At 65.8% G+C, this 26996-nt stretch carries 23 protein-coding genes and 1 tRNA gene; 4 read left to right on the top strand and 20 right to left on the bottom strand.

The genetic code is table 11. The annotated features are described in order from the left end of the window. Positions 1-2: 2 nt before the first annotated feature. Together pbpC and ACXYMR_RS06540 are read right to left on the bottom strand one after the other, a co-directional pair. Positions 3-2105, bottom strand: coding sequence for a penicillin-binding protein 1C (pbpC, locus tag ACXYMR_RS06545; RefSeq protein ID WP_458941985.1), 2103 nt, complete (start codon positions 2103-2105; stop codon positions 3-5). A gap of 37 nt (positions 2106-2142) precedes the next feature. Then, positions 2143-7029, bottom strand: coding sequence for an alpha-2-macroglobulin family protein (locus ACXYMR_RS06540; protein ID WP_458941984.1), 4887 nt, complete (start codon positions 7027-7029; stop codon positions 2143-2145). A 201-nt stretch (positions 7030-7230) separates the two neighbouring features. Here ACXYMR_RS06540 and ACXYMR_RS06535 point away from each other — a divergent pair, with 201 nt between their 5' ends. Further along, positions 7231-7698, top strand: coding sequence for a nuclear transport factor 2 family protein (locus ACXYMR_RS06535; protein WP_458941983.1), 468 nt, complete (start codon positions 7231-7233; stop codon positions 7696-7698). Between the two features lie 27 nt (positions 7699-7725). On the opposite strand, the gene fsa is transcribed toward ACXYMR_RS06535, so the two are convergent. Beyond that, positions 7726-8379, bottom strand: a complete 654-nt coding sequence (gene fsa / locus ACXYMR_RS06530) for a fructose-6-phosphate aldolase (RefSeq protein ID WP_458941982.1) — start codon at positions 8377-8379, stop codon at positions 7726-7728. Between the two features lie 102 nt (positions 8380-8481). Further along, on the bottom strand, positions 8482-9051 hold the full coding sequence (locus tag ACXYMR_RS06525) for a DUF4287 domain-containing protein (RefSeq protein WP_458941981.1): 570 nt from the start codon (positions 9049-9051) through the stop codon (positions 8482-8484). A gap of 115 nt (positions 9052-9166) precedes the next feature. Between ACXYMR_RS06525 and ACXYMR_RS06520 the strand changes: the two genes are divergently transcribed. Continuing rightward, positions 9167-10315, top strand: coding sequence for a Vgb family protein (locus ACXYMR_RS06520; RefSeq protein WP_458941980.1), 1149 nt, complete (start codon positions 9167-9169; stop codon positions 10313-10315). Here ACXYMR_RS06520 and ACXYMR_RS06515 read toward each other — a convergent pair. Genes ACXYMR_RS06515 through ACXYMR_RS06505 form a run of 3 tightly spaced genes read right to left on the bottom strand, consistent with a single transcriptional unit; the run spans position 10312 to position 13658 of the window. Further along, positions 10312-11280, bottom strand: a complete 969-nt coding sequence (locus ACXYMR_RS06515; protein WP_458941979.1) for an alpha/beta fold hydrolase — start codon at positions 11278-11280, stop codon at positions 10312-10314. The two genes, ACXYMR_RS06520 and ACXYMR_RS06515, sit on opposite strands and share 4 nt — an antisense overlap. Next, positions 11281-12126, bottom strand: coding sequence for an SDR family NAD(P)-dependent oxidoreductase (locus ACXYMR_RS06510; protein WP_458941978.1), 846 nt, complete (start codon positions 12124-12126; stop codon positions 11281-11283). Next, complete coding sequence (locus ACXYMR_RS06505) at positions 12123-13658, bottom strand: flavin-containing monooxygenase (RefSeq protein WP_458941977.1); 1536 nt, start codon at positions 13656-13658, stop codon at positions 12123-12125. Before ACXYMR_RS06505 ends, ACXYMR_RS06510 begins: the two co-directional genes overlap by 4 nt. A 177-nt stretch (positions 13659-13835) precedes the next feature. On the opposite strand from ACXYMR_RS06505, the gene ACXYMR_RS06500 reads away from it, so the two are divergent. After that, a complete protein-coding gene (locus ACXYMR_RS06500) occupies positions 13836-15272 on the top strand; it encodes a sensor histidine kinase (protein WP_458941976.1) in 1437 nt (478 codons plus the stop codon). 176 nt (positions 15273-15448) lie between these two features. Here ACXYMR_RS06500 and ACXYMR_RS06495 read toward each other — a convergent pair whose 3' ends face one another. Genes ACXYMR_RS06495 through ACXYMR_RS06475 form a run of 5 tightly spaced genes read right to left on the bottom strand, consistent with a single transcriptional unit; the run spans position 15449 to position 20693 of the window. After that, complete coding sequence (locus ACXYMR_RS06495; protein WP_458941975.1) at positions 15449-16690, bottom strand: class I SAM-dependent methyltransferase; 1242 nt, start codon at positions 16688-16690, stop codon at positions 15449-15451. Further along, positions 16681-17763 carry an NAD-dependent epimerase/dehydratase family protein gene (locus tag ACXYMR_RS06490; protein ID WP_458941974.1) on the bottom strand — a complete coding sequence of 361 codons (1083 nt, stop codon included), beginning with the start codon at positions 17761-17763 and terminating at the stop codon, positions 16681-16683. Before ACXYMR_RS06490 ends, ACXYMR_RS06495 begins: the two co-directional genes overlap by 10 nt. Then, positions 17745-18473 carry a sugar phosphate nucleotidyltransferase gene (locus tag ACXYMR_RS06485; protein WP_458941973.1) on the bottom strand — a complete coding sequence of 243 codons (729 nt, stop codon included), beginning with the start codon at positions 18471-18473 and terminating at the stop codon, positions 17745-17747. Before ACXYMR_RS06485 ends, ACXYMR_RS06490 begins: the two co-directional genes overlap by 19 nt. Before the next feature lies 1 nt (position 18474). Then, positions 18475-19554, bottom strand: a complete 1080-nt coding sequence (locus ACXYMR_RS06480; protein ID WP_458941972.1) for a glycosyltransferase family 2 protein — start codon at positions 19552-19554, stop codon at positions 18475-18477. 44 nt (positions 19555-19598) lie between these two features. After that, a complete protein-coding gene (locus ACXYMR_RS06475; RefSeq protein ID WP_458941971.1) occupies positions 19599-20693 on the bottom strand; it encodes a class I SAM-dependent methyltransferase in 1095 nt (364 codons plus the stop codon). Positions 20694-20991: 298 nt separating this feature from the next. Here ACXYMR_RS06475 and ACXYMR_RS06470 point away from each other — a divergent pair, with 298 nt between their 5' ends. Beyond that, on the top strand, positions 20992-23043 hold the full coding sequence (locus ACXYMR_RS06470) for an O-linked N-acetylglucosamine transferase, SPINDLY family protein (protein WP_458941970.1): 2052 nt from the start codon (positions 20992-20994) through the stop codon (positions 23041-23043). Between the two features lie 47 nt (positions 23044-23090). Here the strand turns inward: ACXYMR_RS06470 and ACXYMR_RS06465 are convergent. The 8 genes from ACXYMR_RS06465 to ACXYMR_RS06430 all read right to left on the bottom strand — a co-directional run bounded on the left by ACXYMR_RS06465 (position 23091) and on the right by ACXYMR_RS06430 (position 26969). Beyond that, positions 23091-23166, bottom strand: a tRNA-Phe gene (locus ACXYMR_RS06465). Between the two features lie 126 nt (positions 23167-23292). Next, positions 23293-23460, bottom strand: coding sequence for a DNA gyrase inhibitor YacG (locus ACXYMR_RS06460; protein ID WP_458941969.1), 168 nt, complete (start codon positions 23458-23460; stop codon positions 23293-23295). 24 nt (positions 23461-23484) lie between these two features. Then, on the bottom strand, positions 23485-24561 hold the full coding sequence (locus ACXYMR_RS06455) for a ribonuclease E/G (RefSeq protein ID WP_458941968.1): 1077 nt from the start codon (positions 24559-24561) through the stop codon (positions 23485-23487). Beyond that, positions 24558-25235, bottom strand: coding sequence for a Maf family nucleotide pyrophosphatase (locus ACXYMR_RS06450; protein WP_458941967.1), 678 nt, complete (start codon positions 25233-25235; stop codon positions 24558-24560). The genes ACXYMR_RS06455 and ACXYMR_RS06450 overlap by 4 nt, the downstream gene beginning before the upstream one ends. Before the next feature lie 31 nt (positions 25236-25266). Continuing rightward, positions 25267-25485: a translation initiation factor IF-1 gene (gene infA, locus ACXYMR_RS06445; protein ID WP_019961978.1), complete on the bottom strand. Its 219-nt coding sequence runs from the start codon at positions 25483-25485 to the stop codon at positions 25267-25269. Between the two features lie 118 nt (positions 25486-25603). Beyond that, positions 25604-26038 (bottom strand): arsenate-mycothiol transferase ArsC, encoded by a 435-nt coding sequence (locus ACXYMR_RS06440; RefSeq protein WP_458941966.1) that lies wholly within the window; start codon positions 26036-26038, stop codon positions 25604-25606. Continuing rightward, positions 26035-26520, bottom strand: a complete 486-nt coding sequence (locus ACXYMR_RS06435) for a UPF0262 family protein (RefSeq protein ID WP_458942515.1) — start codon at positions 26518-26520, stop codon at positions 26035-26037. The genes ACXYMR_RS06440 and ACXYMR_RS06435 overlap by 4 nt, the downstream gene beginning before the upstream one ends. Then, positions 26520-26969, bottom strand: coding sequence for a DUF2948 family protein (locus tag ACXYMR_RS06430; RefSeq protein WP_458941965.1), 450 nt, complete (start codon positions 26967-26969; stop codon positions 26520-26522). Before ACXYMR_RS06430 ends, ACXYMR_RS06435 begins: the two co-directional genes overlap by 1 nt. Between the last annotated feature and the right edge of the window lie 27 nt (positions 26970-26996).

Here is a 26996-nt window from a genome sequence, read left to right as displayed (position 1 = left end):
GCCTAGCTGTCGGTCAGGATGCGGACCCGCGCCCGTGTTGCCCGACCCTGCGCGTCAACGGCCACGACCTGGTAGAAGCCCGGCCCGGCTGGCTGCCAGACCGGTTCACCCAGCGGGTTCAGGGCGACCCGTTCGCCGTCCGCATACCAGGTGAGCTCGGAGCCGGCCTGTGCGGCGAGAACCAGGCCGGTCCCCTGCCCGGCGGCCCACACTTCTGACCCGTCCGGTGGAAACAGGATGTGCGGCGCCGCATCACGGGCAAAATCGCGCATGCTGTGGGGCAGAGGCCCGGAGGCCATGTCAATGTCGAGACGCTCGACCCGGCCCGGCAGGACGCCGTCAATCCCGTCGACGAGGCGGAACAGGAGTGGCAATGCCGCCTCGCGCCCGGTCGCCCCCTGGAGCGCCGCCCCATCGGCCCGACCGGTCCACACCACGACGGTGAAATCACCGGCGACCCCGGCAGCCCAGGCATCGCGGAAGCCGTAGGAGGTGCCGGTCTTGAAGGCGATGTCCGGTGCCCCCACGGCAAGGTGGCTGGGCATGCGCCCGCCCGGGTGCGGGGCCCGGCGCAGAATGTCGAGGATCTCGTCCGCCGATTCGGCGCTCATCACCGACTGGCCGGCGGCCAGTTCCGGGGCGTCCTCGAACCAGCGCAAGGGCCGCGCCACGCCACTATCGCCCAGCGCCGCGTAGAGAACGGCAACATCGCGCAGGGTCAGCCCGGCGCCGCCCAGGGCCACGGCCAGCCCGCTGTCCAGCCCGGCCTGGCGACGGCGCTGCGGCGCCGTGCCGGCGAAGTCCAGTGCCGCGTTGAAGCGCCGGGCACCGACCCCGTCCAGGGCCGCCACGGCCGGCACGTTGAGAGAGTGCTGCAAAGCTTCCGCCACCGTCACCTCACCGCGGAAGCGGCGGTCGAAATTGTCCGGCTGATAGCCGGCGAAGCGCTGCGGCAGATCGGCGATCCGGGTCCCCGCCGAGGCCAGGCCGTCATCAAAGGCGAGCCCGTAGATGAAGGGCTTGAGCGTCGACCCCGGCGAGCGCGCCCGGTCGGTCAGATCGATCCAGCCGCCGGGCCGGTCACGGTCGGCCGATCCGGCCATGGCGCGCACCAGCCTGCCCTCGGTTTCCACCACCATCGCTGCCACTTGGATGTCCGGCCCGGCCTCGACCGCGGCGCGCCGGACAGCGGCTTCCAGCATCGTCTGCAGCTCGGCATCAAGGCTGGTCACCAGATCGCGCGCCTGCGGGCGCTGACGCCGCACGGTGTCGGCGGCATGCCAGGCAAGAGCCGGGAAATCGGCGCGTGCCGGGACCGGGTCGCCGGCGGCATCCCGGGCCGCTTCGGGGCGCGCCAGTCCGGCCACTGCGAGGCGCTCCAGGACGCGGCCCCGCGCCGCCCGCGCGGCGTCCGGCCGACGGTCGGGCCGACGCGCTTCCGGCGATTGCGGCAGGGCCAGGAGCAAGGCGATCTCCTCGATCGTTAGCTCGCTCGGCTCACGCCCGAAATAAGCCCAGCTGGCGGCCCGCACGCCTTCCAGATTTCCGCCATAGGGAGCCAGCGTCAGATAGGCTTCCAGGATTTCGCGCTTGTCCAGGCGCAGCTCGATCTGCAGCGCCCGCAGCATCTGGATCAGCTTGGCGCCCAGCGTCCGCGGGCGCGGCTCGATCAGGCGCGCCAGCTGCATGCTCAGGGTCGAGCCGCCAGAGACGATGCGCCCGGCCGACAGGCCGTCGCGCGCTGCCCGGGCCAAGGCCACGGGATCAACGCCCGGGTGATACCAGAATCGCGCATCTTCATAGGCCAGCAGGGCCGTGACAAAGTCCGGGTCCAGCGTGTCGAGATCGGCAGCCAGGCGCCAGCGCCCGTCCTCGACCGGATAGGCGCGCAACACGTGCCCGTCGCGATCGCGCACGACGGTCGACAGCTCGCGCTCCAGCGGCGGTGGCAGGAGATAGTCCACGCCGAGCGCCGCCACCACGAGGCCGAGCCCGGCGACGACACTCCAATAGGCCCGCCCGAGGCCGAGCCCACGGCCGAAACCGGGCGCCGGCGCATCGCGCCCCGCACCGCTGTCCTGCCCGCCTTTGCCCAGCCCGATCATGGTCCTGTTGTCACCCCGCCTCTCCTGTCCCGGCGCCTCAATCGCGCGCCGCGATGACCACCTCGCCGGTCGCCGTCCGTGCGAACACGTCTGGCCGGTACATGTCTTCCGCCATCATACCGGGAAGCACATAGGTGCCGGGTGTGACGGCGCGCACGAGATAGGCCAGGCGCTGCATGCGCTTGTGGCGCAAATCGACTGCGGCCACGAAACGGTCGTCGCGGCTCTCCGCCATCTGCGCCGTGTCCAGGGCCTCGATCCAGCTATACACCCCGTCGCGGCCGACCTCGTCCGGCCGCACCACGGCCTCGATCTCGAAGCCCGCCGGCAGCAGATCCACGATCACCGCCGGCACCAGGCGCTCGCTGTAAGGCGAGATTTCCAGCTCGATCAGCAGTCGGTCGCCCTGGGTCACGCGGGAGGGGTCGACCTCGCGCCCGTCGACATGCCAGAGCCGTTTGCGCACTTCCAGTCCTTCCGCCGCCGGTCCCGGCGCTTGGCGGGTCTCACCATGCACGATCCGCGTCAGCCAGGCTGATCCGTCGCTTCCCACCGTGAACTCGATCCCCTCGCCCAGGGCCGAGGCCTCCAGCTCGAAGCGCATCGCCCCTTCGCTCGCGACCGGCGCCAGGGCGCTGTCGACCTCAACCGCCTCGGCACCGCCCGACAGGGCATGCGCCGCCATCAGCAGGAAAGCCTTTTCCTGGATCATCAGGCGGTCCGGCTCCGGCAGGTCGGTGGCGACAAGCTCGGCCAGGCGCTCGACCCGCTCGGTCTGTCCGGCCTCCGCTGCCAGCGCCAACAAGCCGGCCAGGTCACGCCTCGGCGACTGGTAATAATCGCCCTCGTTTTCATACCCCAGCGCCGCTTCCGCCGCGTCGAAGGCGCTGTTCATGCGCGCCCGGTCGCCGATCAGGTGCAGGCCCATGGCCAATTGCGCTAGGGCCAATGGACTGCCGATCTCCGCGAGCCGCTCGTCATGCATGTAGCGCAGCCGCGACCGATCCGCCTCGCCGGCCCGGGCCAGCACGTAAAGCGCATACGCCGCGCTGCGGTCGGCTAGGCGCTCCTCGGTGTCGCTCTGGCCCGGCCAGCGATACACCGTGCCGTCATAGCCGGTGGCCCGCCACATCTCGCGATTGGCGATGTGACGCAGCGGCCTGTAGGCGCGTTCCAGCGCCGCCTCCGGTACCGTATAGCCGGCCTCGCGGGCGCGGAGCAGGAAGTCGACCGCATAGGCGCCCAGCCACGGGCTGGCCTGTCCGTCACCCAGTCGCCACAAGCCGAACGCTCCGTCCGCGCCCTGGCGGTTGAGCAGGCTGCCCACGGCCTCCGAAACACGGGCTCGCGCGCCCGCGACCTCGTCCGCGCCGGAGCGTGCCGCGGCAGCGCCCGAATACAGCAAGGGCAAGGCCTGGCTGGTCTGCTGTTCGGTGCAGCCATAGGGATAACGCTGCAACGATTGCAGCAATGCCGCCTCGTCCAGCGGCGTCGGTGCGAAGCTCACACTGACCTGCGTCGATCCCGGCAGGTATCCCGCGATCACATCCGGCGTCAGCCGATAGGTCTGGCCCGCGGACAGGCGCCGCCGCTCGACTTCCGATGACGGCATCCAGCCGGTCCGGACCTGGATCGGATAGGATCGCGTCACGGCGAAACCGCCCGGCCCCTCGACCGCCAGCGAGACCTCTGCCAGCCCGGCGTCGCGCGCCGCCAGGTCGAGTCGGCGATCGGCCCGTTCATCTTCGCCCAGGTCGAGCGAGACCTCGGCATCAGTCGCAACGGCCCCGCTCGCGCTCATGCGGGCCACATAGGTTCCCGCCGCGCCATCGACATTGTCGATCGTCAGCGTCGCCGTGCTGGCATCGCCCGGTGCCAGGAATCGCGGCAGCACGAGTTCGGCCGGCACGTCATCGCGCACCGTCATCGGCTCGGCGGCCTGGCCCAGCGCCTCCTGCGTCCACGCCACGGCCATCAGGCGCAGCTCGCCATTGAAGTCGGGAATGTCCAGCTCGACCGTGGCGGTCCCGTCGCGGCCGACATCAACGAGCCCGCTGAACAGCGCCACTGTCCGCGTCGGCACCACGGTCAGCCCGGCCCCGCCGATCTGGTCACCGCCGGAGCGTATGGCCGCCGCCGCGCCCTGGTTTGGGTCGAGCAGGCGACCGTAATCATCATACATCTCGACATCGAGCGCCGTCTTGCCGAAGAAATGCCCGAGCGGGTCCGGCGACGCGAAACGGGTCAGGGCCAGGATGCCCTCATCGACCGCGGCCACGGTCAGGTACACCTCTTCCATGCCCGCCCCGTCAATTTCGACGTCAAGCGCCAGCGTCTGGCGCGGCAGGGCCCGTTCCGGCGCATTCAGGTCGAGCTCCAGGGTGCGGTCGCTGACATCAACGGCCAGATAGCTTACCCCGACCGCCCGGCGCGGCACCGGCCGGTCGACCGGGTCGCGCGGCGTGAACACGGAAACCAGTGCATAGGCGCCACCGCCCCAGTCCTCGGTCACTTCGAAGCTCAACTGGGCCCCGCCCTCCGGGATCTGCACGGCCCGTGTCTCGATCACCCGCTCGCCGGCAATCACCACTTCCGCCTCGCCCGGATAGGGCGGCAGGATGTTGATCGTCACCGTGTCACCGACCACCACCGGAGCCCCCGGCCCCGACACCGCGACCCGGTCAGGCGCTTCCAGGCCCGGCTCCGCGCTGGCGCCCCAGCCGACCCAGAAATCCTGGCTGGCCGACATGCCGGTGGCGTCATGGCTGACGAGGAGCTGGTAATTGCCCCAGTCGAGCTGGCGCAATTGCAGACGTTCGGCACCGCCGCCGTCGAGATTGAGAACGCCGTCCTCGACCTCGACCACGTGCCGTGACCGGCGCCAGCGCCACTGGCCCTCCTCGGTTCGGTACCAGTCGTAATTCCAGTCGATGCGGACCAGCTGCCAGTTCACCTCGGCGGCCCGGGCCTCGCCCGTCGGTGTTACCGCGACCACCTCAAAGGCCGGCGCCTCGTCCCGATCGGCCCGACCGGCAAAAGCCGGGTCGAGCCCGAGGTAGAGCTCGGCCGGGCGATAGGCGAGGCGGACATCATCGGCGACCGGCCGGCCACCCGGCTCGATGGCCGAGATGACCGCGCGCAGGCGCAGGGGCTGGGTTGCCCCTTCGCCCGCCCCGGCCGGATCAAGCCGCACCAAGGCCCGGCCCGCACCGTCTGCGACCGTGCCGTCCAGTTCGATGCTTTCCTCCCGGAAAGTTTCATCGCCACGCCCAAAACTGAAATCCGGCCAGGCCTCGAAGGGTGACGGATCGACCTCGACGCGCATGCGCGCCTCGACCGGCAAGCCGGCTCCGGGCGCGCCGTACAGGAAGCGCACGCGCGCTTCGACATCCCGCACATGGCCGGCCAGAAGCGGTGTCTCGCGGTCCGTATCGAGCTCCAGCGCCACACGCTGCGGCACGAAATCCTCGACCGAGAAGCGCACCGAACCGACCTGGCCGTGCCCGTCCAGACTGGCCTCGATGCGCCATTCGCCGCGCGCCGCGGCGTCGGACAGGTCATAATCCCAGACCACGCCACCGGCTGCGGCCGCGGTCTCCAGGCGCGCCCGCGCCACTTCGATCCCGTTGGGTCCGAACACGGTCAGCGTCACCGGTCGATCCTCGATGGCCACCGCCTGCGCGTCACGGACCAGACCGCCCAGATACACCGTTTCGCCGGGCCGGTAGATGCCGCGATCAAGATAGAGATAGGCATCCGCCGCGTCCGGTCGGTCCCGGCCGCCGATGCCCTGCGCGCTCAGATCGACCGGGTTTCGCGCCAGGTCGAGCACGGCGAAATCTCCGTCCGGCCCGTAAGCCAGCAGCAGCCGCGGCGCCAGACCGCCGCTACCCGCCAGCAAGGGGGCCGCGAAGCGCGCATGCCCGCTGGCATCGGTCACCGCTTCGGCCAGAACCTGATTGCCGTGCGCGATCAGCTGGACTTGGACATTGGCTTCCGGGCGCGCGCTGTTCAGCGACCTCACCGTGAAATCCAGCCCGTCAGCACCGCGATAGGCAGTCAAGGCAAGATCCGTAATTACCAGCCAGCGCACGGCCTGGGCCGGGGTGCTGCTCGCCTCGGCCTCGGCCGCGGCATCGGTCACTTCGACATAATAGGCGCCGGGGCGCAGCTCATCGATTGCCGCGGCGATCGGGAAAACCGTGGTCACCGGCGTGTTCGGTGCGCCTTGCGTGGTCATCTCGCCTTCCCAGAGGAGACCCCCGATATTGCGCCCGTCCTCGGAATCCGGGATCCAGTTCCAGTCGCCCTCCAGGCCATTGAAGCCGGCGGTAATCGAGCGGAAGGCCAGGGCCCGATCGGTGACCCGGTAGAGGCGAATGTCGACGGCATCGACATTCACCGTTTCCAGTGCCAGACCGTCCGCATCGAGGCGCGGCAGGATGACGCCGTCACCCGCGAATCCGACATAGGCCGGCCGGTCCTCGAAGGCGATGTCGACGCGCTCTTCGGCGGCCAGTTCCGAGCCGTCCGCCGCCGGCAGTCCGGCACGCAGGCGAACGCTCTGATGCTCGGCAAAACCGAGCCCGCCAATGCACAGGGTCTGGCCGCTCACCGACAGCGCCACCGGGCGGCGCGGTTCGACCACGACATAGGCGGAATAATCGACCTCGGGGTCGAGCGGTGCGGTAAAGCCTAGGCAGACCTCCGGCGTGTCGCCATCGACGCTCAGCTGGTAGCGCTGGAAGGCAAAGGCGAGCGGGGCGTCGGGCGCTGCCCGCGGTGCATCGGCCGGTCGCGTTTCAAAACTGGCTGTCGCCTCGTCTGGCGCCGAGCCGTCGGGCGAACCGCCATCATTGCCCGAACACGCCACCAGCACACCGGCCAGGGCCAGCGCCACGCCTGCATCACGCCAGCTTAACATCACAATCCCCCTGATTAGGATTGCAACCATAAGCCCTTACGCGTTGCAACGCACGGGAAAACAGGCTCGCTGCGGGGATTTCCGGATTCCCGGAGGCAGGCAATCTCGGCCCTCCCTCTCAGCCATGTAACGCGCCCGTGTTTTGCCCGTTATCAATCAGATCGATAGTCCCCAACCAACCCGCGCGAAAGGAAGCTCACCTTGCCCCGTCCGCTCCATATCGCTGTCCTGCTCTGGCTGACCGCCACGGCGCCGGCCCTGGCCGAGGACTGTCCCGCAAACTTTGGCGCCGGCGGCGCCAGCAATGCCGACATCGTTCACCGGTTCTACGACATGGCCTTCAATGACCGGCAGGTCGACCGGGCCGCCGACTGCTTTCTGGGCGAGACCTACATTCAGCACAATCCGTACGTGGCCGACGGCCGCGACGGCTTCGTCTCCGGACTGTCCGGGTTTCTCGCTCGGCATCCCGAGCTGACCACGGAGATCCGACGCACCATTAGCGAGGACGATCTGGTCGTGGTGCACGTGTTCTTCCGCCACCATCCGGAGGATCGTGGCAGCGCCGTCATCGACATCTTCCGCCTGGAGGACGGCCGAATCGTCGAACACTGGGATGTCGTGCAGGCGATCCCGGCGCAAAGCGCCAATCCCAACTCGATGTTCTAGGCGACCTACAGGATTGTTCTAGGCGACCTACAGGATTGTCTGCCCGGTCTTCTTCCAGTCGGCCAGGAAAGCATCCAGCCCGGCATCGGTCAGCTTGTGCCGGGCCAGCCCCTTGAGCACGGAAGGCGGCACCGTGACCACGTCTGCACCGATCAGGGCACACTGCTCGACATGGGCAGCACTGCGGATCGAGGCGGCAAGGATCTCCGTCTCGAAGCCGTAATTGTCATAGATCACCCGCAGGCTGGAAATCAGCTCCAGCCCGTCCACGCCCAGATCGTCGAGCCGTCCGATGAAGGGAGACACATAGGTCGCGCCGGCCTTGGCCGCGAGCAGGCCCTGATTGGCCGAGAAGCACAACGTCACATTGGTCTTGATGCCGTCCGAGGTGAGCGCCTGGCAAGCCTTCAGCCCGTCCAGGGTGAGCGGCAGCTTGACCACGACATTGCCCGCCAGCCCGGCCAGCTTGCGGCCTTCCGCAATCATCGTGTCCGCATCAGTCGCCGTCACCTCGGCGCTCACCGGCCCGTCGACCAGCTCGCAGATCTCGGCCACCACATCGAGGAATTTGCGTCCGGACTTGGCGATCAGAGAGGGATTTGTGGTGACCCCGTCGACCAGGCCGATCTCGGCCAGTTCGCGGATTTCATCGGTCTCGGCGGTATCGACGAAGAATTTCATGGCATCATCCCCTCGGCATCGGATCGGTTCATATCAAGACCAGACCTAATCGGCGTCGCGGTCCCGGCAAAGCTTCTTGGCCAGCCCGACGCTCCACGACGCTCAGCCGGCGGCGCCATAGGCTTGCTTCAGCCAGGCCTCGACATCCGCGTCGACCTCGTCCGGGGCGCTCAGCCGCACGCGATGCGTGACCATGGCATTGAAACTCCCGGCGGCCTCGAGCCGTCCCGCCGGCTCGACGCCTTTCAGGTTCAGGCCGAGATCGACCCGGGTCTTGGTCGATGGCTGGACCAGTCCGAACTGCTTGGCCCGGCGAAGCGACACATAGGCTTTCTTCGGCGCCAGCTCGACATCGTCACCCAGGTCCTGACAGAGCCCTTCGAGGCGCTCGTAGATCGGCTTTAACCCGGCCTTTGCGCCGCCATACTGGGTCGCCACCAGATCATCGCCGGCCGCCGGCGCACTGACCACGCCGCCACGCACCTCGTGCGCCACCAGATTGGCGAAGCCGTGTGTCATGTCGTGCTCGACCTTGAGCCATTTGACCATGTCACCATGCTTTTCCAGCTTCTCCCGGCGCACCAGCGCGACCCAGTCGGCCAGCGGCTTACCGGTTTTGGCCGGCATGTTGGCGATCATCGAACGGGTCATGTCTTCAGGTGACTGGGCCATGACAGGCCTCCCCTCTTGCTCGCCCCAAGCGGGCCACCGCGACCTCCGACTGTCAAGACGGATCGGCTTGCTGCAAGCGATTGGGCGCGCTAGCGTCCGGCCAAGGGAGATTGCCATGTCAAAACACCACTCGCATCGCTTCGTCCTGCTGGGTGCCACAAGTCTCGCCATGCTGACGGCCCTCACCGCCTGCTCGCAGCCGGTCGAAACGGAGACCGAGGTCGGTACCGATACCGAGATGGAAACCGGCACCGCCATCGATGATGCCGCAGGGCCCCGGCTTGCCGAGGACACCACCCGGCCCGCTGACGGCGTCACGCCCCCCGAGAATGACCGCGAACTGGCCGCCGTCGACATCCAGGAATGGAACGTGCCCTGGGAGGGCCGCCCGCGCGATCCCTACACGCTGGACGGCGAGACCGTCTGGTTTGTCGGCCAGGAAAACTCCTACATCGCCACCCTCGACGTCGCCGACGGCAGCTTCGACCGCATCGATCTGCGCGACGGTGCCGGACCACACAACCTGATCGTCGGCGAGGATGGTCGCGTCTGGTATGCCGGCAATCGCGACGCCCATATCGGCATCTATGATCCGCAGAGCGGAAGCTTCGACTATGTCGAGCTGGAAGGCGACGGCGTCGCCGATCCGCATACCCAGATATTCGACGACGAAGGACATGTCTGGTTTACCAGCCAGCGCGGCAACACCGTGTCCCGGCTCGACATGCAAAGCCGCGACTACGTCACCCTGGATGTACCGACCGCCCGCGCCCGTCCCTACGGCATCGTTCAGGCCCCCGACGGCACCATCTGGGTTGCCCTGTTCGGCACCAACAAGCTGGCCTCTGTTGATCCGCAGACCATGACCCTGACCGAGCACCAGTTACCCGATGACAGCGCCCGGCCGCGCCGCATCGGTGTCACCTCGGACGGACATGTCTGGTATGGCGATTACGAGAATGGCCGCCTCGGCCGTCTCGATCCCGCCAGCGGCGAAATCGAGGAATGGCCCCTGCCCTCGGCCGAACTGGCCCGCCCCTATGCCATGGCGATCGACGGGCGCGACCGGGTCTGGCTGGTCGAGACCGGCATCGAGCCGAATTACCTGGTCGGCTTCGACCCGGCCCAGAACGCGTTCACCTCGGTCACCGCCATCCCGTCGACCGGCGGGGTTGTCCGCCACATGCAATACCTGCCGCAGACCAACGAGATCTGGTTCGGCTCGGACATGGGCACGATCGGTCGTGCCAGCCTGCCCGACTAGGTCTCGCCGGTCGCCATGGCAGCCATTCGCCGGATGAAGGCCTCGGTCTCGTCCGGCGTCACCACGGGCGGCATGTGCCCCCGGCCCTCCAGCGTCTCCAGAACGATGTCGGGAAGCGCCGCCTTGAGCGCCTTGATCTGGGTTTCGGCATGCAGGATGCGGTCCTCCTTGCCGTACAGCATGCCGACCGGACAGGTGATGTCGCCATAGCGCTTTTCCTGGTCAGGCAAATCCTCGGCCACCGCCATCAAGTCTGTCGACGCGGCATAGAAGGCTTCCGGCCGCAGGGTCAGCACGCCGCCACCGCGCAAGGCGAAATCGTCCGGCGTCGGGTCCGGGCCGAAAATCACCGACAGCGTCTTCTCACTATTGCGGATCGACAGCGGCACCGCCAGCGTGCGGGCAATGAAGCGGCGCACGCCGGAACTGGCCACCACCAGTCCCTTGAACGCCCCGGCCGGCTCGCCCGGCAGGGAAACGAGCGGCGAGATCAGGGCCAGTCCGGCGGTTTTCTCCGGGTGATGCAGGGCCAGCGACAGGGCGATCGCCCCGCCCAGCGAATGCCCCACGATGAGAGCCTTTGCGATGCCTTGCTTGTCGAGGAATTCGGCGATCATGCGCGCCTGTTCGGGAATACGCGCCAGCCGGTCCTCGGCCCGCCGTGAATAGCCGCACCCCGGCCGGTCGATGGCGATGACACGGTGGTCGGCGGCCAACCGGTCGACCAGCGCATAGGTGAAATTGTGCAGATTGCCGCCGAGCCCGTGGATCATCACCAGCGGCGGCCCCTCGCCCTTCTCGACGAAATGGATATGTCCGCCTTCGACCTCGCAGAATTCTCCGGCCGGCGGCGCCGTCGCCTCCACCTTGCGAGCGACCCGGGCGGAAAACACGGCAGCTCCCAGCGACGCCAGTGTCACCAGAACGGCCAGTACCAGCACCACAATGACGATTGTCATCAGCATTCAGCTCTCCCCGCCTGTCGGCGCCTCGCGGCTCAGCCAGCGCTTCATCATCGTCCAGTAGCCGACCGGCCATAGCCGCTCGAACAGCGCCGCGCCATGGGCGTCCCGGCCAACCAGGATACGCGCCGCGCGGCGCTCGACCCCGCGCAGGATGATCTTCGCGGCTCGGTCCGGCGGCATGACCAACAGGCGCTCGGCCTCGCGCCGGCCATGCTCGACCTCCTCCGCGCTGACCGACTTGGGCAAGCGGGCCCGCGCCGCGATCGCGGTGTTGACCCCGCCCGGATGGACCACGCTGACCCGGACACTCGACCCGGCCAGCTCGTGGCGCAGCGCGTTGGAGAACCCGCGCACGGCAAACTTCGACGCGCAATAGGCCGTCTGCCCGGCCGGGGCGATGATGCCGAAAATGCTCGACACATTGACCAGCGCCGCCTCGTCCGCAGCCTTGAGGGCCGGCAGGAAAGCCCGTGTCATGCGCACCACGCCGTAAAAATTGATATCCATCAACCAGTCGAAATCGGCCGGCGCGACCTGCTCGAACTCTCCGCCCAGGGCAACGCCTGCATTGTTGAACAGAAGATCGATCGCCTCATGCCGCGCCGTGACCTCGCGCGCGAGTGCCTCGATCGCCGCCGCGTCGCCGACATCGACGACCCGCGTCTCGACCCAGTGGCCCGGCCGCTCCAGCTCCGCCCCGAGCCGGCTCAGCCCCGCCGCATCGATGTCGCACAGGATGAGGTTTGCGCCGCGCGCCGCCAGTTCCGTGGCCAGGGCCCGGCCGATCCCGCTCGCGGCACCGGTGACCAGCGCGATCCTGCCGTCAAACCGGAAGGGCCGGCTCATTCGGCCGCCGCCCGCTCACGCGGCGGCGTGGCCAGTTCCACCGCCTCGCCCGCCTTGGCGAAGCGCATATGGCCGTCTTCCAGCTTGCCATAGCGAATCGTCATCATGTCCTTGAGATAATTCTGATAGGTCTGCCAGGGTGCCTTGCTGCCCTGCTGCGGCAGCCAGCTCAGCGCCCGTTGCACATAGCCGGAGGAGAAGGTCAGCATCGGCGCCGGCTCGATATCATCAGGCACTTCCGCGACCGCGACCTGGGTTCCCGTCTTGGCCATATGGTTGAGCATGCGGCAGACCCGCTCGAAGGTGAGGTCGACCTTGAGCGTCCACGACGCATTGGTATAGCCGAAGGCCAGAGCCAGGTTCGGCACCCCGCCCAGCATCATGCCACGATAGGTGAAAAGGTCGTGCGGGTGCAGCATCTTGCCGTCCAGGCTCATGCTGGCTCCGCCGGCCAGTTGCATATCCAGCCCGGTCGCCGGGATGATGATGTCGGCCTCGACGTGCGCGCCGGATTTCAGCGCGATGCCGGTTTCGGTGAAACGCTCGATCTCATCGGTCACAATGTCTGCATCGCCCGATTTCAGCGTCTCGAAGAAGTCGCCGTCGGGCGCCAGACAGAAGCGCTGGTCCCACGGCTTGTAGTGTGGGGTGAAATGCCGCTCGACGTCGAAGTCCTCGCCCAGCTCGTCCTTGACCAGCTTGATCACCTGGCGCTTGACGAGGTCCGGCCAGCGCTGGGCCATCTGGTAGAAATAGATCGCGAAAGCGATGTTCTTGGCCCGCGACAACATGTAGGCGGTCTTCTCGGGCAGGATCTTGCGCAGCCCGTCGGCGATCCCGTCGCGCGACGGCCGGGCCGCGATATAGGTCGGCGAACGCTGGATCATGGTCACATGCTCGGCCGCTTGAGCCATGGCCGGAACCAGCGTGATCGCCGTCGCCCCGCTGCCGATGATGGCGATGCGCTTGCCGGCATAGTCCTTGCCCTCGGGCCATTGCTGCGGGTGGATGATCTCGCCCTTGAAGTCCGTCATCCCCGCGAACTCCGGCAGGTAGCCGTGTTCATAGCGGTAATAGCCCGAACACAGGATGACGAAGCGCGCCGTCAGCTCGACCTTTTCGCCTCCCTCGCGTAATGCCTGGACACGCCACACACCGGCAGCACTGTCCCAGTCGGCATGCTTGACCCGGTGCTTGAAGCGGATATGGCGCACGATATCGCCGTCTTCGGCCGTGTCGCGGATATACTGGCGGATGCTTGGCCCGTCGGCGAACACCTTGCCTCCGGTCCACGGCCGAAAGGCATAGCCGAACGTGTACATGTCGCTGTCCGAGCGGATACCCGGATAGCGGAACAGGTCCCACGTCCCGCCCAGGTCGGCGCGCGATTCCAGGATCGCGTAGGTGCGCTCCGGCGAGCGCATCTGAAGGTGATGCGCGGCCCCGATGCCCGACAGCCCGGCGCCGACGATGATCACGTCCAGGTCCGGTTCGACAGGTGATGCCCCGCCTTGGGATGCCGCGATACTCATGCCTTCACTCCTCGTCATTCCGGTCGAGTGAACCGGAAACAGCGCACGCCTGGAAAAAGTGAACACCGTTTTCTTATGATGGCAAGGCTCCCCCTCTTTTCCTGACGTCCTAATTGTCGCAATCTGTTCATCGAGTTTGCGCATGGGGCCGGACCGGATTGGTTCGCGGGGAAGCCAGTGACAGACACAGCCACGCAGGACCTGGCCGGCGCTGCTCACGCGCCAGAAGCCCTCGGCAAGCCACCAGCAGATCTCGAGGAAATTCTGGCGGCCGTCCCCGGCATGCTGGTCGTACTGGAGGGCGCCGAACACCGGCACCGATACATCCAGCATGGCGGTGACCCGGCCTATGTCGGCCGCGAGGCGCTCGGCCGACCGATGGCAAAGGTCTTTCCCGAACTGGTCGGCCAGGGCCTGTTCGAACCCCTCGACGGGACTTTCCGAACCGGCCGCCCCGGCGGGCCGCTGCGCCTGGAGTTGCGCCTGGCGACAGGTCCGGACCGCACCTCCATCCACCGCTGGTTCGAATTCCACATGCGGGCTTGGCGGCACACCGATGGCGACATTGCCGGGGTCGTCCTGCATGGCCGTGACATCACCGCCGAGATGCGCGCCCGCAGCCAGATCGAGATCAGCGAAGAACGCCTGCGCTGGGCAGCCGAGGCGGCGCGCGTCGGCACTTTCGGCATCGACTACCGCACCGGGGACGTGTTCTGGTCCCCGGTCATGCGCCGCATTGTCGGAATCGGCCAGGACGACCCGGCCGGCCGTCCCGGCGAAGTTCCCGGCTTCATTCACCCGGATGATCGCGAACGCTTCGGTGCCCTGATCAAGGACATCCACACCGCCGGCGGGGTCCGTCGCTTCGACATCCAGTTGCGCGTCCTGCGCCAGGACGGCAGCGAGGGCTGGATCGACATGCAGGGCAACATCTCCGTGGACGAGGCCACCGGCCAGCTCAAGCGCGGTCAGGGCGTCATCCTCGACATCACCGCGCGCAAGCAGGCCGAGCTGCACCGGGAACTGCTCCTCAACGAGCTCAACCACCGGGTCAAGAATTCCCTGGCCACCGTCAAGGCGATCGCCAACCGGACGCTGAACTCGGTCGAGAATCTCGAGGATTTCGAAGACCGCTTCGTGGGACGCCTCAATGCCCTCGCCCGGGCCCACGACGTGGCCTTCGGCAGCGGCGACGCCGAGGCAGATCTGGGGCGCCTCGTCGAGCACCAGCTGATGCCCTATGCCGGTGCCAACGGCGAGCGTATCGGCCTGTCAGGCGATGCCGTCAGCCTGCCGCCAGACCGGGCCCACGACCTCGGCCTGATCCTGCATGAGATGGCCACCAATGCAGCCAAGTACGGTGCCCTGTCGGCCCCGCAAGGCCGACTGGACGTCACCTGGCGCGTCGAGCCGACGGATCAGGGCATGCGCATCCTGGTCGACTGGCGTGAGAGCGGCGGCCCGCCCGTCGCGCAACCGAAACGGGTGGGTTTCGGTACCCAGCTCATCCGCGCCACGCTGGCGCACAGCCTGCACGGCTCCTGTGACATGACCTACCACCGGGATGGCCTGCACGCCCTGCTGACCATCCGCCTGCCGAAGCCCACCGCCTAGTTGCCGGGATCGCCCGCAAAGGCCCGTTCGATCAGCGCCGGCACCCGCAGCGCCTCATCGAGCCCGTGAAGGCCGCCGCCAAGGCTCGCCCGCCCCGGAGACCGCCGATTGTCTCCCCGCAAAATCCGACGCTCAATCACGCCAAGCCCGGCTGCCCCCGCCATTCCGGTGCAGAACTACACCATGCGCACCTCGGGGACGGGAACTATGAAACGCCCCCCGGCCTCCTTGTACTCGGACAATTGCTCGATGATTTCGTCCGCAAAATTCCAGGCCAGGATCAGCACATAGTCAGGCATGTCATCAAGCAGTCTGCGAGGAGCGAATATCTCGAGGTTCGGTCCAAGCATGATCTTGTCCTGCTTGAAAGGGCTCAGATCGACCAGGTAATCCAGTGTTTCCGCACCGATCCCGCAGACCGACAGCAATGTTGTGGCCTTGGCTGCAGCACCATATCCGACGATGGACGCACCTGCGGCCTTCAGGTCCTTGGTCAGCGCCCCTAGGCTGTCGGCCAATGCCGTGACCTTCTGCCCGAATTGCGAGTAGATCGCCTCGTCTGCGACACCCCTGCGCGCTTCCTCCGCCAAGTACGAGGAAAGCGACCCGTCCTCGCCCTTCACCTTTCTCACAAAGACCCTGATTGATCCGCCATGGATCGCGATCGGTTCAATGCGTGTGATGAATAATCCAGACGCTTCGAACAGCTGATTTAGAGCCGTAACGGAATAATAGAAAACGTGCTCATGATAGATTGTATCGAACTCGACCCCGTCGATAAGGTCCAACAGGTAAGGAACCTCAAACACGGCTGTCGCGTCCGAATGCATCAGAAATGCGATACCTCTGACAAAGTCATTGATATCGGGCACATGCGCCAACACGTTATTGCCCAGAACAAGGTCTGAATGCTTTCCGCATTCCTTCACGCACCTTTGAGCTACTTCCAATCCGAAGAAGTCATTCATTGCCGGAATACCGATTTCCCGGGAGCGTTGGCATTGGGAAAGCGCCGGCTCAACGCCAAAAACAGGGATGCCCCTCTCCAGGAAATGCCTCAGCATATAGCCGTCATTGCTGGCCACCTCTGTCACGAGAGAGGAAGCTGTCAGCTCCAGCTTTTCAATCAGGTGATGCGCACTGGATTTGAAATGCTGCATCAGCTGAGGAGAAACAGAAGAGAAATAATGGTAGTTTTCGTCGAAAAGAAACTCCGGGCTCACATCTATCGACAACTGCATCAGCGTGCAGGATTGGCAGACCAGAATATCAAGTGGCGCGGTCGGAATATCCGTCGGCGTTTCACACACTTTTGCCAATCTCGCGGCGATCGGCACATCGCCGAGATCGAAGGCCTCGAACAAGGACTTGTGACCACACGCCCTGCATTCCGCAATGCGGTTATACGCTAGATCCATTCCGGACTCGCCAGATCAGGATGGGCGTTTTTCCAGCGGAGACTGGAGGTAAGATGCCCCCGGTCCAGCAGATCCGAAATTCTTGCGACACGGTTGTAGCGGGCCCCCTCGAAATCACCTGATCGCAAGCCAATGCGCTCGAACCGCGAAATCAATTGCTTGATGCCCGCCTGCACCGTCCAAGCCGGACTGAACCCGGGCAGGTCCGACCGGGCCTTCTCGAAGCTCACTCGGTATGAACGCAGGTCAGCGGACGCACCTTCCGCAAACACGAGTTCGGAGCCCGGCACCGCCTCGACCACCATCTGGGCAATGTCCAGGATGCGGTAATTGTCTTCGGTTCGGCCGATGTTGAAGACCTGGTCGTGGACTGCATCAGAGTCGGCTGTCGCAGCAACAGCGCACGCCTGCCCCACATCATCTGCATGCACGAACGGCCTCCACGCCAGCCCGTCGCTTTTAAGAAGCACTCTTCCAGTGGTGATGGCGTGAGCGACGAGGTTGTTTATCGCCAGATCGAACCGGAGCATGGGCGTCACCCCGTAAACCGTGGCGTGCCGAAGCAGAACCGGGCTGAATTGGTCATCGGCCAAGCGCCGGATGCCGATCTCCGCATCAACCTTGGACCGGCCATAGGGCGTCAGCGGATTGACCGCGCTTTGTTCGTCGATCTGGGCGATCTGGGACAGACCGTAGGTCGAACAGCTGGACGACATGACGAATCTCTTGACGCCAGACGTCTTGGCCAGCTCCGCCAGGCGGATCGAGGCCTGACAGTTTATCTCGAAAGTCAGGTTGGGATCTATGTCACCAAGGGGATCGTTAGACAGCGCAGCCAGGTGGATAACAGCATCGAAACCCTCCAGATCACTGGCCTCGAGATCCCGGATATCCTTCTTCACCGACCGGCTCACCGGGTCAAATGCTCCATAGGAGCACCCTGCGTAATACTCTTGATCGATCCCGGAAACGGCATGACCGGAAGCCAGAAGCCTGGGCACCAGGATACTTCCCAGATAGCCTCTGTCCCCGGTTACTAGAATGTTGAGTCCAGTCACAAGCTTGCCTCGCATCGGGCGCTATCGCGCACAAATTCCAGTGAATTGATGTATTCCACGTCGGCCGGCGTATCGACGCACCGCCAGAACCCGTCGTGCCTGTAGGCCATCAATTGTCCTTCTGCGGCAAGCCGCTTGAGCGGCGCCCCCTCGAACGCCACGTCGTCGCCGTCAATATAGTCAATGACCTCCGGCTCCAAGACAAAGTACGCCCCGTTGATCCAGCCCTCGCGCGCGCTGGGCTTCTCTTCGAACGCCTCGACCTTGGCACCCGAGAGGCTCAAATGGCCGAACCGCGGGGGAGGCCGCACCGCCGTCACCGTGGCAAGGCGGCCGTGGGCCCTGTGGAAAGACAGCAGGTTTTTGATGTCGATATCCGCAATGCCGTCGGTATAGGTCAGCATGAACGTGCCGGGGCTCAAAAGCGCTGAAAGCCTCTTGATGCGCCCGCCGGTATTGGTCTCCTCGCCCGTGAAGACACAGCTAACTCCGGGATCGTTCGCGCTGCGGAAATGCGCTTCGATCTGGTCTGCCCGGTAACCGGTTGCAACGATGAAGCGGTCGAAACCGGCATTCCTGTAGGGCTCCATTACATGATCAATGAGGGCTTTCCCGCCGGCAGTGACCAGCGCCTTGGGCCCGCCTGCCGAAGCAAACCCCAAACGGGTTCCGCGCCCGCCCGCCAAGATTACCACGGGAAGCTTCGAGTCAGGATCCGGTTGCATTTTATGCATTCAGTGTACTTAGCCTCGCCCGCAATTCGCCAAGAGAACTGTTCTTGTACAAGAACTCGGTTTCATCGATTTTCCGCAGCGCCTGACGGATCAGCATGCGGTCCAGAAGGCCCCGGCCCTGATCGCCGCCAGTCGTTTTTGCAAGGGCGTCGACAAGCCCGGACAAGTGCCCGATCAGTCGTTCAGCATCTTCGGCAACCGCCTGCCCGAAACGCGCCATGAAGGCCCTGGTCCCGTTCACCACCAAGGCCCCTCGCTGTGCATGATCGATATCGGCCAGACGGAAGCACTCCATGTACCCTTGATGCATGTCCACATAGGGCGTGAGGTATTCCAGCGCCGACATTTTCGAGTTTCGGGGCAGACCTCTCTGGTGATCGAGGGAGAACAGGTTCAGCAGGTGCATCACCCGCGAACCGGCAGAGCCGGAGGCTGGCGGGACACTGCGGCCCGTGCTCACGTCCGAGCAGAACCGGATGGATCCGTATATCGCTGCCTCGGCAATGAAAATATGGTCCCCACCATAGCAGAAGAGTTGCGGCTGCATGCGATCGAGTGCGGCTTTCCGGTAAAGCGCAAAGAACGCGCCTGCCTGGCAGTATTTTCCGATGGCCTCGCACGCTCGCTGAACGGGGTCCGGACTCGAGATCGAAAAGAAATCCCAGTTCTGGGGTTGGTCCGGGAACGCCTCGCCCCGCTCGTCCACCAGCACGGAATGCCCATAGGCGAGAACGGCGTCGGGATCCTGCTCGAGCTCGCCCAGCAGCCCCTCCAGGTAGTTGTCGGAAACGATGTCGTTGCCGCTGACGATCGCGACATACTCGGACTTCGCGTTCAGGAAGCTGCGGTTGATATTGACCGTCTGGCCTGAATTCCGGGCCCGGGGGAAAACCTCGATATCCAGATCGCCGGCAAACCGCTGACACATGTCGATGGTGCCGTCGTCGGAATGGTTGTCGTACACCTTCACGACGAAGTCCTTGAAGGTCTGCCGCTGCAGAGCTTCGAGCACCTGGCCGATGCGCTCAGCTTCATTCCGGACGGGAATGCAGACTTCTATCTTCGGGGTCAAAACCGGTACTCCAGGTGTGATCGGCAGCCGCTTGCACGCAATATTCAAGCCAGCGCGCTGATTCTCGGATGCAAGCCAAGCTCCGACAGCGACTGCGCCACCTCACCCCGATAGACAGGGTTCATAACCAGAACTTCGTCGGGCGCGATGTCGTGCAGATCCGAAGGGCTGCTGACCCTGTGCCGGGTCAGGGGGAGAAACGTGCCCCACTTGTGCGGATTGATATCCACAACACCCGCCACCTCATCTGTCAGACCCAGCGCGGTCAAGAACGCCACCGCCTTCGATCCCCCTCCCCACAAGACCGATGACCGGCCCTCACGGTGGCGGGTTTCGAAAACCTGCCGCCACCGCGCGAGGGAGTCGTGAAACGCTCCAAACTGTTTGGGGGCTTCACGGGAAGCGCCCGCAACGCCCGGGCTGGCGTTTCCGCTCCGCGGGGAAGCCTTCGGCACCGCAAGAAGGTCAAGATACTGCCCGCCAAAATCGACTTCGCAGCGCTGGACCTCAAAACCATTGCGCTCGAACACCACACGCAAGGAGTCAGCGGTGAAATAGGAACAATGCTCGTAGAACACGTCCCAGAACGCGCCCTCTTTCAAGATCCGTCCAAAATCGGGAACCTGAAAGAAAACACGCGCGTCCGGCTGGTCTGCCAGGGCCGCCCGGAGGGTAGCGACAAATTCGCCGACATCGGCAATGTGCTCGAGCGTATTGCGACAGACCACAAGGTCCACCCGTGGCAATCGCGTATCACGGTCGAACAGTCGCGCCTCGACCGCGAACTGGCCGCGCGAAATGGTCGCAGCACGCTCCGGCAGGAATGCCGGGTCCAGCCCCAAGCCGGTGTTCTCGCCCGCTTCGCACACCGCTGCCAGGAATTCCCCGTGACCGCAGCCGATCTCCACAACCCGTTTGTGGTGCAGATCAAGGCTGGACACCAAGGCCTCGGCTTGCTTGCGCAGGAAGGCATTGTAGACGCCGGAATACGCCTGTGTCGCTTCGTAACCGGCGGAATAATCCACCAGCGCCGGATCGAACGCGGCGTTCCAGACGAAGCCGCATTCGCGACACTGCGCCAGGCGCAACAGGCCGCGCTTCACGCCGGCACTCTCGTCGCTCGAGCGCAGGATGCGCACGCAATTGGTCGGCACTGTGCCGGCCTCGTAGACCTGCTCTGTGTCCGAGCCGGCACACAGAGGGCAAGCCTCTCCGGTGCCGAGTATGCTGTGTATGCCCAATGGTTCCCCCAAACCCTCGCTTGGTTAACGATGCCCCTTGAAGACAGGGTGATCAACCGGTTTGGGTAGTCCAGAGGCAGTCGGCAAAGCGGCCGGTTTGCCTGCTGAGCCCGGGCGGGCAGCGTTGTCAGCTTGCACCACACCCCATAGAAGTCGGTACACGCAGCCGTGTCATCCAGTTTCATCGAGCCCCTTCATGGACATCAGAGTCAAGTTCAGCAGCCGCGACCCGGCCATCGACAAGGTTCTGGCCTTTGGCCGTTCGGGCAAAGTGCGGCAGGCCAAGTTATTCGCCGACCGCAGGGCGCAGACGAACCCGAACGCCGCCGATATCCTGGTCGCGCTCGCCACGGTGCAGATTGGTGCCCGGGCCTACACGGATGCTCAGGCGACACTCGAGAAAGCCGTTGAGCTCGATGGACAGGCCAGGCAGCCACGATTTCTCCTCGGCCATCTGCTTGCCGGTACGGGCCGGCACGGCGACGCCCTGGAGGTTTTCGAGAGCGCCTTGGAACTGGCTGCACCCGGGCCCGCCGACCTGTCGGTCCTGACCACCTGCGCCCTCAAGACCGGAAACGGGCCAAAGGCCAAGACGTATGCGCAGGCCTTGCTGCGCCACGATCCGTCGAACGCCCAAGCCAGGCAATTGCTCGAACAGGCACTCAAGCTCGCCAAGGACCCGCAACCTCATATGGTCGTGCGTCGCACCTCGGGTCTGTTCTACTACAAGGTCGGCAAGCTGAAGCAGGCCCTGAATGACCTCGGGGCGGCCACCGAACTGGCGCCTGCCGACGGCCAGTCCTGGAAGTATCTGGCGGTCGTCCACAGGGAGCTCAAGAACTATCAGTTGGCGGAGGACTGCATCCGGCGGGCCATCGATGAAATGGGCGAAGACTGGGAGTCAGCGAATATTCTCGGCCTGATCCTGCAGGAAACCAACCGGTTCTCCGAGGCTCTCGACTTCTTTGCCAAGGCCAGCGACCTCAACCCGGAGAACGAGACCGCCCTGGGCAATGCCGTTCTGGCCATGCACTACCTCCCGGACCAGGATATCGCTGGTATCCGCGAAACCATCGACCGTCACGCGGCCCGGGTCAGCGACGGCATCAAGGCCAAGGCCTGGCCGGCCCCCTCTATCGGTGAGGTGTCCGCGGCCCGACCGTTGCGCGTCGGCCTGCTGTCGGGCCGGTTCAAGCGTCACCCGACCTTGCATCTCGCGCTCGCCGGACTGGAACATCTCGACCATCAGCGCTTCCAGTTGATCGCGTACTCCAATGGCCCGTTTGAGGATGACTACACCCAGCGGCTGCGGGATATCTGCGTCGAATGGCGGCGCATCGACACAATGGCCGATGACCGCGCTGAAGCCCTGATGCACGCCGACGCGCTGGACCTGCTCATCGACATGGCCGGAACCACCCAGGGGCGCCCTCGCCTGATCGCGCGCAAGCCGGCCCCGGTCATCGCGAAATGGGTCGGTGGCCTCTACAACACGACCGGCCTGGACACCGTGGACTGGCTGATCGCCGATGGCACCGAGGTCCCTGAGGACCTGGACGGGCTTTATACCGAAACGGTCTATCGCCTGCCCGACGGTTACGTGGTGTACGAACTGCCAGAGCAGATGCCGGATGTCTCGGCCTTGCCGGCCCTGACCAACGGCCATCTCACATTCGCCTGCTTGAACAACGCGGCCAAGATCAACCGGCCCCTGGTGCGAATGTGGGCTGACATTCTTCGACAGGTGGACGGCTCGCGCCTGATGCTCAAGAGCGCTGGCTACTCGTCGGATTCCCTGGTTGAGCAAGTGACCGGCTGGTTCATCTCCGAGGGCATTGCCGATGACCGCCTGCACATCGAGGGACCGTCACCACACCGGGCCCTGCTGCGAACCTACAACCGGACGGACATAGCCCTCGACACCTCACCCTATTCGGGCGGACTGACCACCTGCGAGGCCCTGGCCATGGGAAATCCCGTCGTGGCGCAACCGGGGCTCACCTTCGCCGGCCGCCACTCGGCCAGTCATCTGGCCAATATCGGGCGCCGTGAATGGATCGCCGCATCGCCGCGGGAATATGTCGAGAAAGTCGTCGCCCTCGCATCGGATCGCGACCGGCTGGCGGACATCCGCGCCAATCTCCGCGACGAGGTGTTGGAGTCGCCCTTGTGCGATCCCGCCCGGTTTGCCCGCAATCTCGAGGAAGGCTTGCTGCACATGGCCCAGGGACCGGCCAAACTTGCCTGACGCACCGCAAGAGCGGAGGCCGCATGTCTTCAGCTAAACATCGGAAATGGTGCCCGGGGGCGGATTCGAACCACCGACACGCGGATTTTCAATCCGCTGCTCTACCAACTGAGCTACCCGGGCACCGGGCGATGCGGGCCTCAAGAAGGCCGCGATCGAGAGCGCGGTTTATAGGGTCTGGCCGGGCCGGTGTCCATGACCCAATTCAGCACCTTGTGCACCTCGCGAAAGCGAGGCGCAGGGAGTGCCCTACTGGTCTTCCTCGGCTGGTGGATTGTCTTCGGCGACATCGGCCGGTTCACCGGGAATGGCATAGCTGCCCGTGACCCATTTGCCGAGATCGACATCGGCACAGCGCTTCGAGCAGAAGGGCTTGAAGTCGGGATGGGCCGGCCGGCGGCAGATCGGGCATTTCATGGGCATAAATCGTCGTCCTCGCGTCTATTTGGCGCGCCGCACCTGGGCCGTGTCGCGGCCGGCGCCAGCGACCGTCTTGATCTCGAAGCGCGCACCGATGCGCTCGGTCAGGGCCGGACGCCAGTCGATGACATCGCTGTCCAGCCAGCCGGCGACCTCGTCGGAGACTTCCAGCACGAGGCGCCGGGCCCTATCGGAGCGGGCCTCGCCTTCCAGTCGGCGCAGCGCCGCCAGGGCGCAGCTTTCGACCGACAACCGCCCGTCCGCGTCACACAGCATCTCGGCCAGCGAGCGGGTCTTGCGCTGGCGCGCCATCTCGCCGACGCAGAATTGCGACAGCGGCGCCACGTCGCAGCGGGCGCGGTCGCGCCGGCAAGCCCCCCGCAGGGCCTGTTCGACGGTCTTGCGGTCGGGCTGGCCGCGCATGTTGACGAAATCGATGGCGATGATGCCGCCGAGCCCGCGCAGGCGCACCTGGCGCGCCGCCTCCTTGGCCGCGGAGACATTGAGCGCCACGGCCAGCTGGGCCGCATTGCCCTGGCCCTTGCGGCCGTCGGCGTCGACATCAATCGTGGTCATGGCGCGCGTCTGCTCGATATAGAGCGAGCCGCCGCCGGGCACCGCCGCGCGCGGCTCGAGCGCCTCCTCGAAGGCGGCGTCGATATCCTGGTCGCTTTCGTCGGCCCAGACGGCTTCGGCATCGCCGAACAGCTTGACCAGTCGCTGGGCCAGGATCGGTGCCGGTTCAAGGCATTCCGGGGCGTCGCCGGGCTCGACCTCGACCAGGGCCAGATTGGCGCCCTTCTCGGCATGCGCCTCGCGCGCCACGCGCACGCCGATTGCAGCACCTTCGTGCAGGCCCTTGGGCCGGCCGGACTTGCCGAAGGGCAGGAATCCGTCCTCGGCATGGCCGATATCGACAAAGGCGGCATTGAGCGCCGGCTCGACCCGGCGCACCCGGCCGCGATAGATCTCGCCCTCGACGGCGCGCTGTCCCAGCTCGCTCCAGCGCTCGACGTGCAGCTCGACTATGCGACCGCTCTCGGTCACCGCGGCGCGCGTCTCGCCAACGCTTTCTTCCACCAGGATCTGGCGCTTCATGGTGTTGTCTCCGTCGGCGCGCTCTGTGCGTTCACCGGATAGCCCAGCCCGCCCAGCAGCAGCGTCGTTTCATAGATGGGCAGGCCGACCACGGCGCTGTAGGAGCCGATCAGATTGATCACGAAGCGCCCGGCCATGCCTTGTATACCGTACCCGCCCGCCTTGCCGCGCCATTCCCCCGAGGCGATATAGGCCTCGGTTTCCGCCGCGCTCAGGCGCTTGAACTTGACCCGGGTCTCGACCAGCCGGTCGGCCGTCTCGCCGTCCGGATTGCGCGCCGCAATGCCGGTGAAGACGCGGTGACTGCGACCCGACAGCAGGGCCAGGCAGCGCCGCGCCTCGGCCTCGGTCTCGGTCTTGGGCAGGATGCGTCGGCCGACCCCGACCACCGTGTCGGCGGCCAGCACGAAGGCGTCGCCGCCGGGATGGGCCGCCGCCTTTTCACGCGCCAGGCGCAGCGCCAGAGGCCCGGGCAGCTCGCCGGGGATCTCGTTTTCGTCGATATGGGTGGGTTCCACGGCGTCCGGCGCCAGCCCGGCCTCGCTCAGCAGCGCTTGGCGGCGCGGCGAGGCGCTGGCCAGGATCAGCCGGGCGCCGGGACGCGGAATGCCGGGACGCGGGATGTCGGGACGCGAAGTCTCGGGGCGGGCCGGGCCCGCTTCAGGCTCGTTCATGGCATCACCACGCCGGTTGCGGGCCTCGGGCCTACTTGAAGCGATAGGTGATCCGGCCCTTGGTCAGGTCATAGGGCGTCATTTCGACAAGCACCTTGTCACCCGCCAGCACGCGGATGCGGTTCTTGCGCATCTTGCCCGCCGTGTGGGCAATGATCTCGTGGTCGTTCTCGAGCTTGACCCGGAAGGTCGCATTCGGAAGCAGTTCCGTGACTTCGCCCGGGAACTCCAGCAATTCTTCTTTCGCCATGCGGCTCCTCATTACCAGCCCGTCGGGGGCCGTATTCTGCGGGTAAGTGACCGGTCCGGCAGCCAGGCTGCGCACCGGAGCGCGCTATATAGTCCCGGTCCGGGGGCAAAGTCGAGACTCAAGCACTCCTCGCCTGGTCCGCCCATTCGGCGATGCGTGCGGCGATGGCGTCACGGGTCCGGCGGTAGGCCGCCAGCTTGTCCTCGCGGCTGCCTTGGGTCTCGGACGGATCGGCGATCGGCCAGGCCAGGAATTGCGCCCCGGTCGCGCCGGCATACTCGCGCGCCAGCCGGTCGGCCGCGCTCGACAGCGACACCACGAGCTGCGGCACCGGTTTGCCGACCCCGGCCAGCGCCATTGGCGCAACTTCTTCCGCCTCGATGCCCAGCTCGCCCATCACCGCGACCATGTAGCCGTCCACGAAGGCCGCCGGGATGACGCCACACGAGCGGGCACGGGCCGCCTCCCCGAAGCGCTGACGCCACAGCGCCTCGCCCATCGGCGAGCGGATCGCATTGCGCCCGCATACGAAGAGCACGTCGGGCGGCGTCATGAGGTGGCCCGCCGGTGCAGGGCGCAAATCAGCGTGAACAGGCGCCGCGACGTGTCGAAATCGACCTCGATCTTGCCGCTCAGCCGCTCGCGCAGCAGCGTCGAGCCCTCATTGTGCACCCCCCGGCGTCCCATATCGATGGCCTCGATCTGGGCCAGCGGGGCGTCGCGCACGGCCTCGTAATAGCTTTCGCAAATCAGGAAATAATCCTTGATGATGCGGCGGAGCGGCCCCAGCGCGAACACGAAGGCGCGCACCGGTGCATCGTCTTCCTGGCGCACGTCGAAGACCAGCCGGTCCTCCTCGATCGCCAGGCGCAGGGCATAGGGCCCGTCCTCGACCTCCGCCGACGGCCGGAAGGAGTTGCTTTCCAGCAGGTCGGCAATCGCCACCCGCCGCTCGTGATCGGCATTGACGTCACCGGGGCCCAGGCTGGCCCCGTCGAGGTCGATGCGCACGATACGGTCACCATCCCGGGCCATCATCCGGCCTCGTCATGCCGCGGTCGGCGTACTGCCTTCCACGATGCCGTCAGGTCGGCCATCACCAGGTCGATGCAGGCAACATCGAGTCGCAACTCGCCGCCCCCGGAGAAGGTGAACACCAGGCTGCCCGCCGGCGCCTGCTCGGCGTCCTCGTGCGGCTCGAACCCGATCGCCAGCAGCGACACCACGGCATCCCTGGCACCCTGGCGGATGTTCTGCGACCGCGCGGCCAGGACCTCGCCGACCTGGATGCCGGTGCGCACGCGTTCACGCCGCTTGCCGGCTTCCCAGCGATAGCGGTTGAAGGCCATGGTGAACTGCTTGCGGCGGGCAGAGAATTCGAAATCCCCCAGCAGCGCCACGGCATCCTGCAGCGTGGCAGAGATCACTGGCAGATCGTCGGCGTCCAGGGCGACCAGGCGCAGCGGCGAAGGCTGTCGGCTCACGTGACGGGCTCCCCTCGCGATCGGTCG

Source organism: Maricaulis sp. CAU 1757, from assembly GCF_054482675.1.
This window is presented reverse-complemented; position numbering and strand designations above follow the sequence as displayed.

Coding starts and splice junctions, on each gene's coding strand:
- ACXYMR_RS06525 (WP_458941981.1), bottom strand. CDS start 9,051: ATGGCCCAGTCACCTGAAGACATGACCCGTTCGATGATCGCCAACATG.
- infA (WP_019961978.1), bottom strand. CDS start 25,485: ATGGCGAAAGAAGAATTGCTGGAGTTCCCGGGCGAAGTCACGGAACTG.
- ACXYMR_RS06515 (WP_458941979.1), bottom strand. CDS start 11,280: ATGCTGATGACAATCGTCATTGTGGTGCTGGTACTGGCCGTTCTGGTG.
- ACXYMR_RS06440 (WP_458941966.1), bottom strand. CDS start 26,038: ATGACGCCGCCCGACGTGCTCTTCGTATGCGGGCGCAATGCGATCCGC.
- ACXYMR_RS06520 (WP_458941980.1), top strand. CDS start 9,167: ATGTCAAAACACCACTCGCATCGCTTCGTCCTGCTGGGTGCCACAAGT.
- ACXYMR_RS06470 (WP_458941970.1), top strand. CDS start 20,992: ATGGACATCAGAGTCAAGTTCAGCAGCCGCGACCCGGCCATCGACAAG.
- ACXYMR_RS06460 (WP_458941969.1), bottom strand. CDS start 23,460: ATGAAATGCCCGATCTGCCGCCGGCCGGCCCATCCCGACTTCAAGCCC.
- ACXYMR_RS06490 (WP_458941974.1), bottom strand. CDS start 17,763: ATGCGAGGCAAGCTTGTGACTGGACTCAACATTCTAGTAACCGGGGAC.
- ACXYMR_RS06435 (WP_458942515.1), bottom strand. CDS start 26,520: ATGGCCCGGGATGGTGACCGTATCGTGCGCATCGACCTCGACGGGGCC.
- ACXYMR_RS06485 (WP_458941973.1), bottom strand. CDS start 18,473: ATGCAACCGGATCCTGACTCGAAGCTTCCCGTGGTAATCTTGGCGGGC.
- ACXYMR_RS06510 (WP_458941978.1), bottom strand. CDS start 12,126: ATGAGCCGGCCCTTCCGGTTTGACGGCAGGATCGCGCTGGTCACCGGT.
- ACXYMR_RS06540 (WP_458941984.1), bottom strand. CDS start 7,029: ATGTTAAGCTGGCGTGATGCAGGCGTGGCGCTGGCCCTGGCCGGTGTG.
- ACXYMR_RS06455 (WP_458941968.1), bottom strand. CDS start 24,561: ATGAAGCGCCAGATCCTGGTGGAAGAAAGCGTTGGCGAGACGCGCGCC.
- ACXYMR_RS06505 (WP_458941977.1), bottom strand. CDS start 13,658: ATGAGTATCGCGGCATCCCAAGGCGGGGCATCACCTGTCGAACCGGAC.
- fsa (WP_458941982.1), bottom strand. CDS start 8,379: ATGAAATTCTTCGTCGATACCGCCGAGACCGATGAAATCCGCGAACTG.
- ACXYMR_RS06495 (WP_458941975.1), bottom strand. CDS start 16,690: ATGGATCTAGCGTATAACCGCATTGCGGAATGCAGGGCGTGTGGTCAC.
- ACXYMR_RS06450 (WP_458941967.1), bottom strand. CDS start 25,235: ATGAACGAGCCTGAAGCGGGCCCGGCCCGCCCCGAGACTTCGCGTCCC.
- pbpC (WP_458941985.1), bottom strand. CDS start 2,105: ATGATCGGGCTGGGCAAAGGCGGGCAGGACAGCGGTGCGGGGCGCGAT.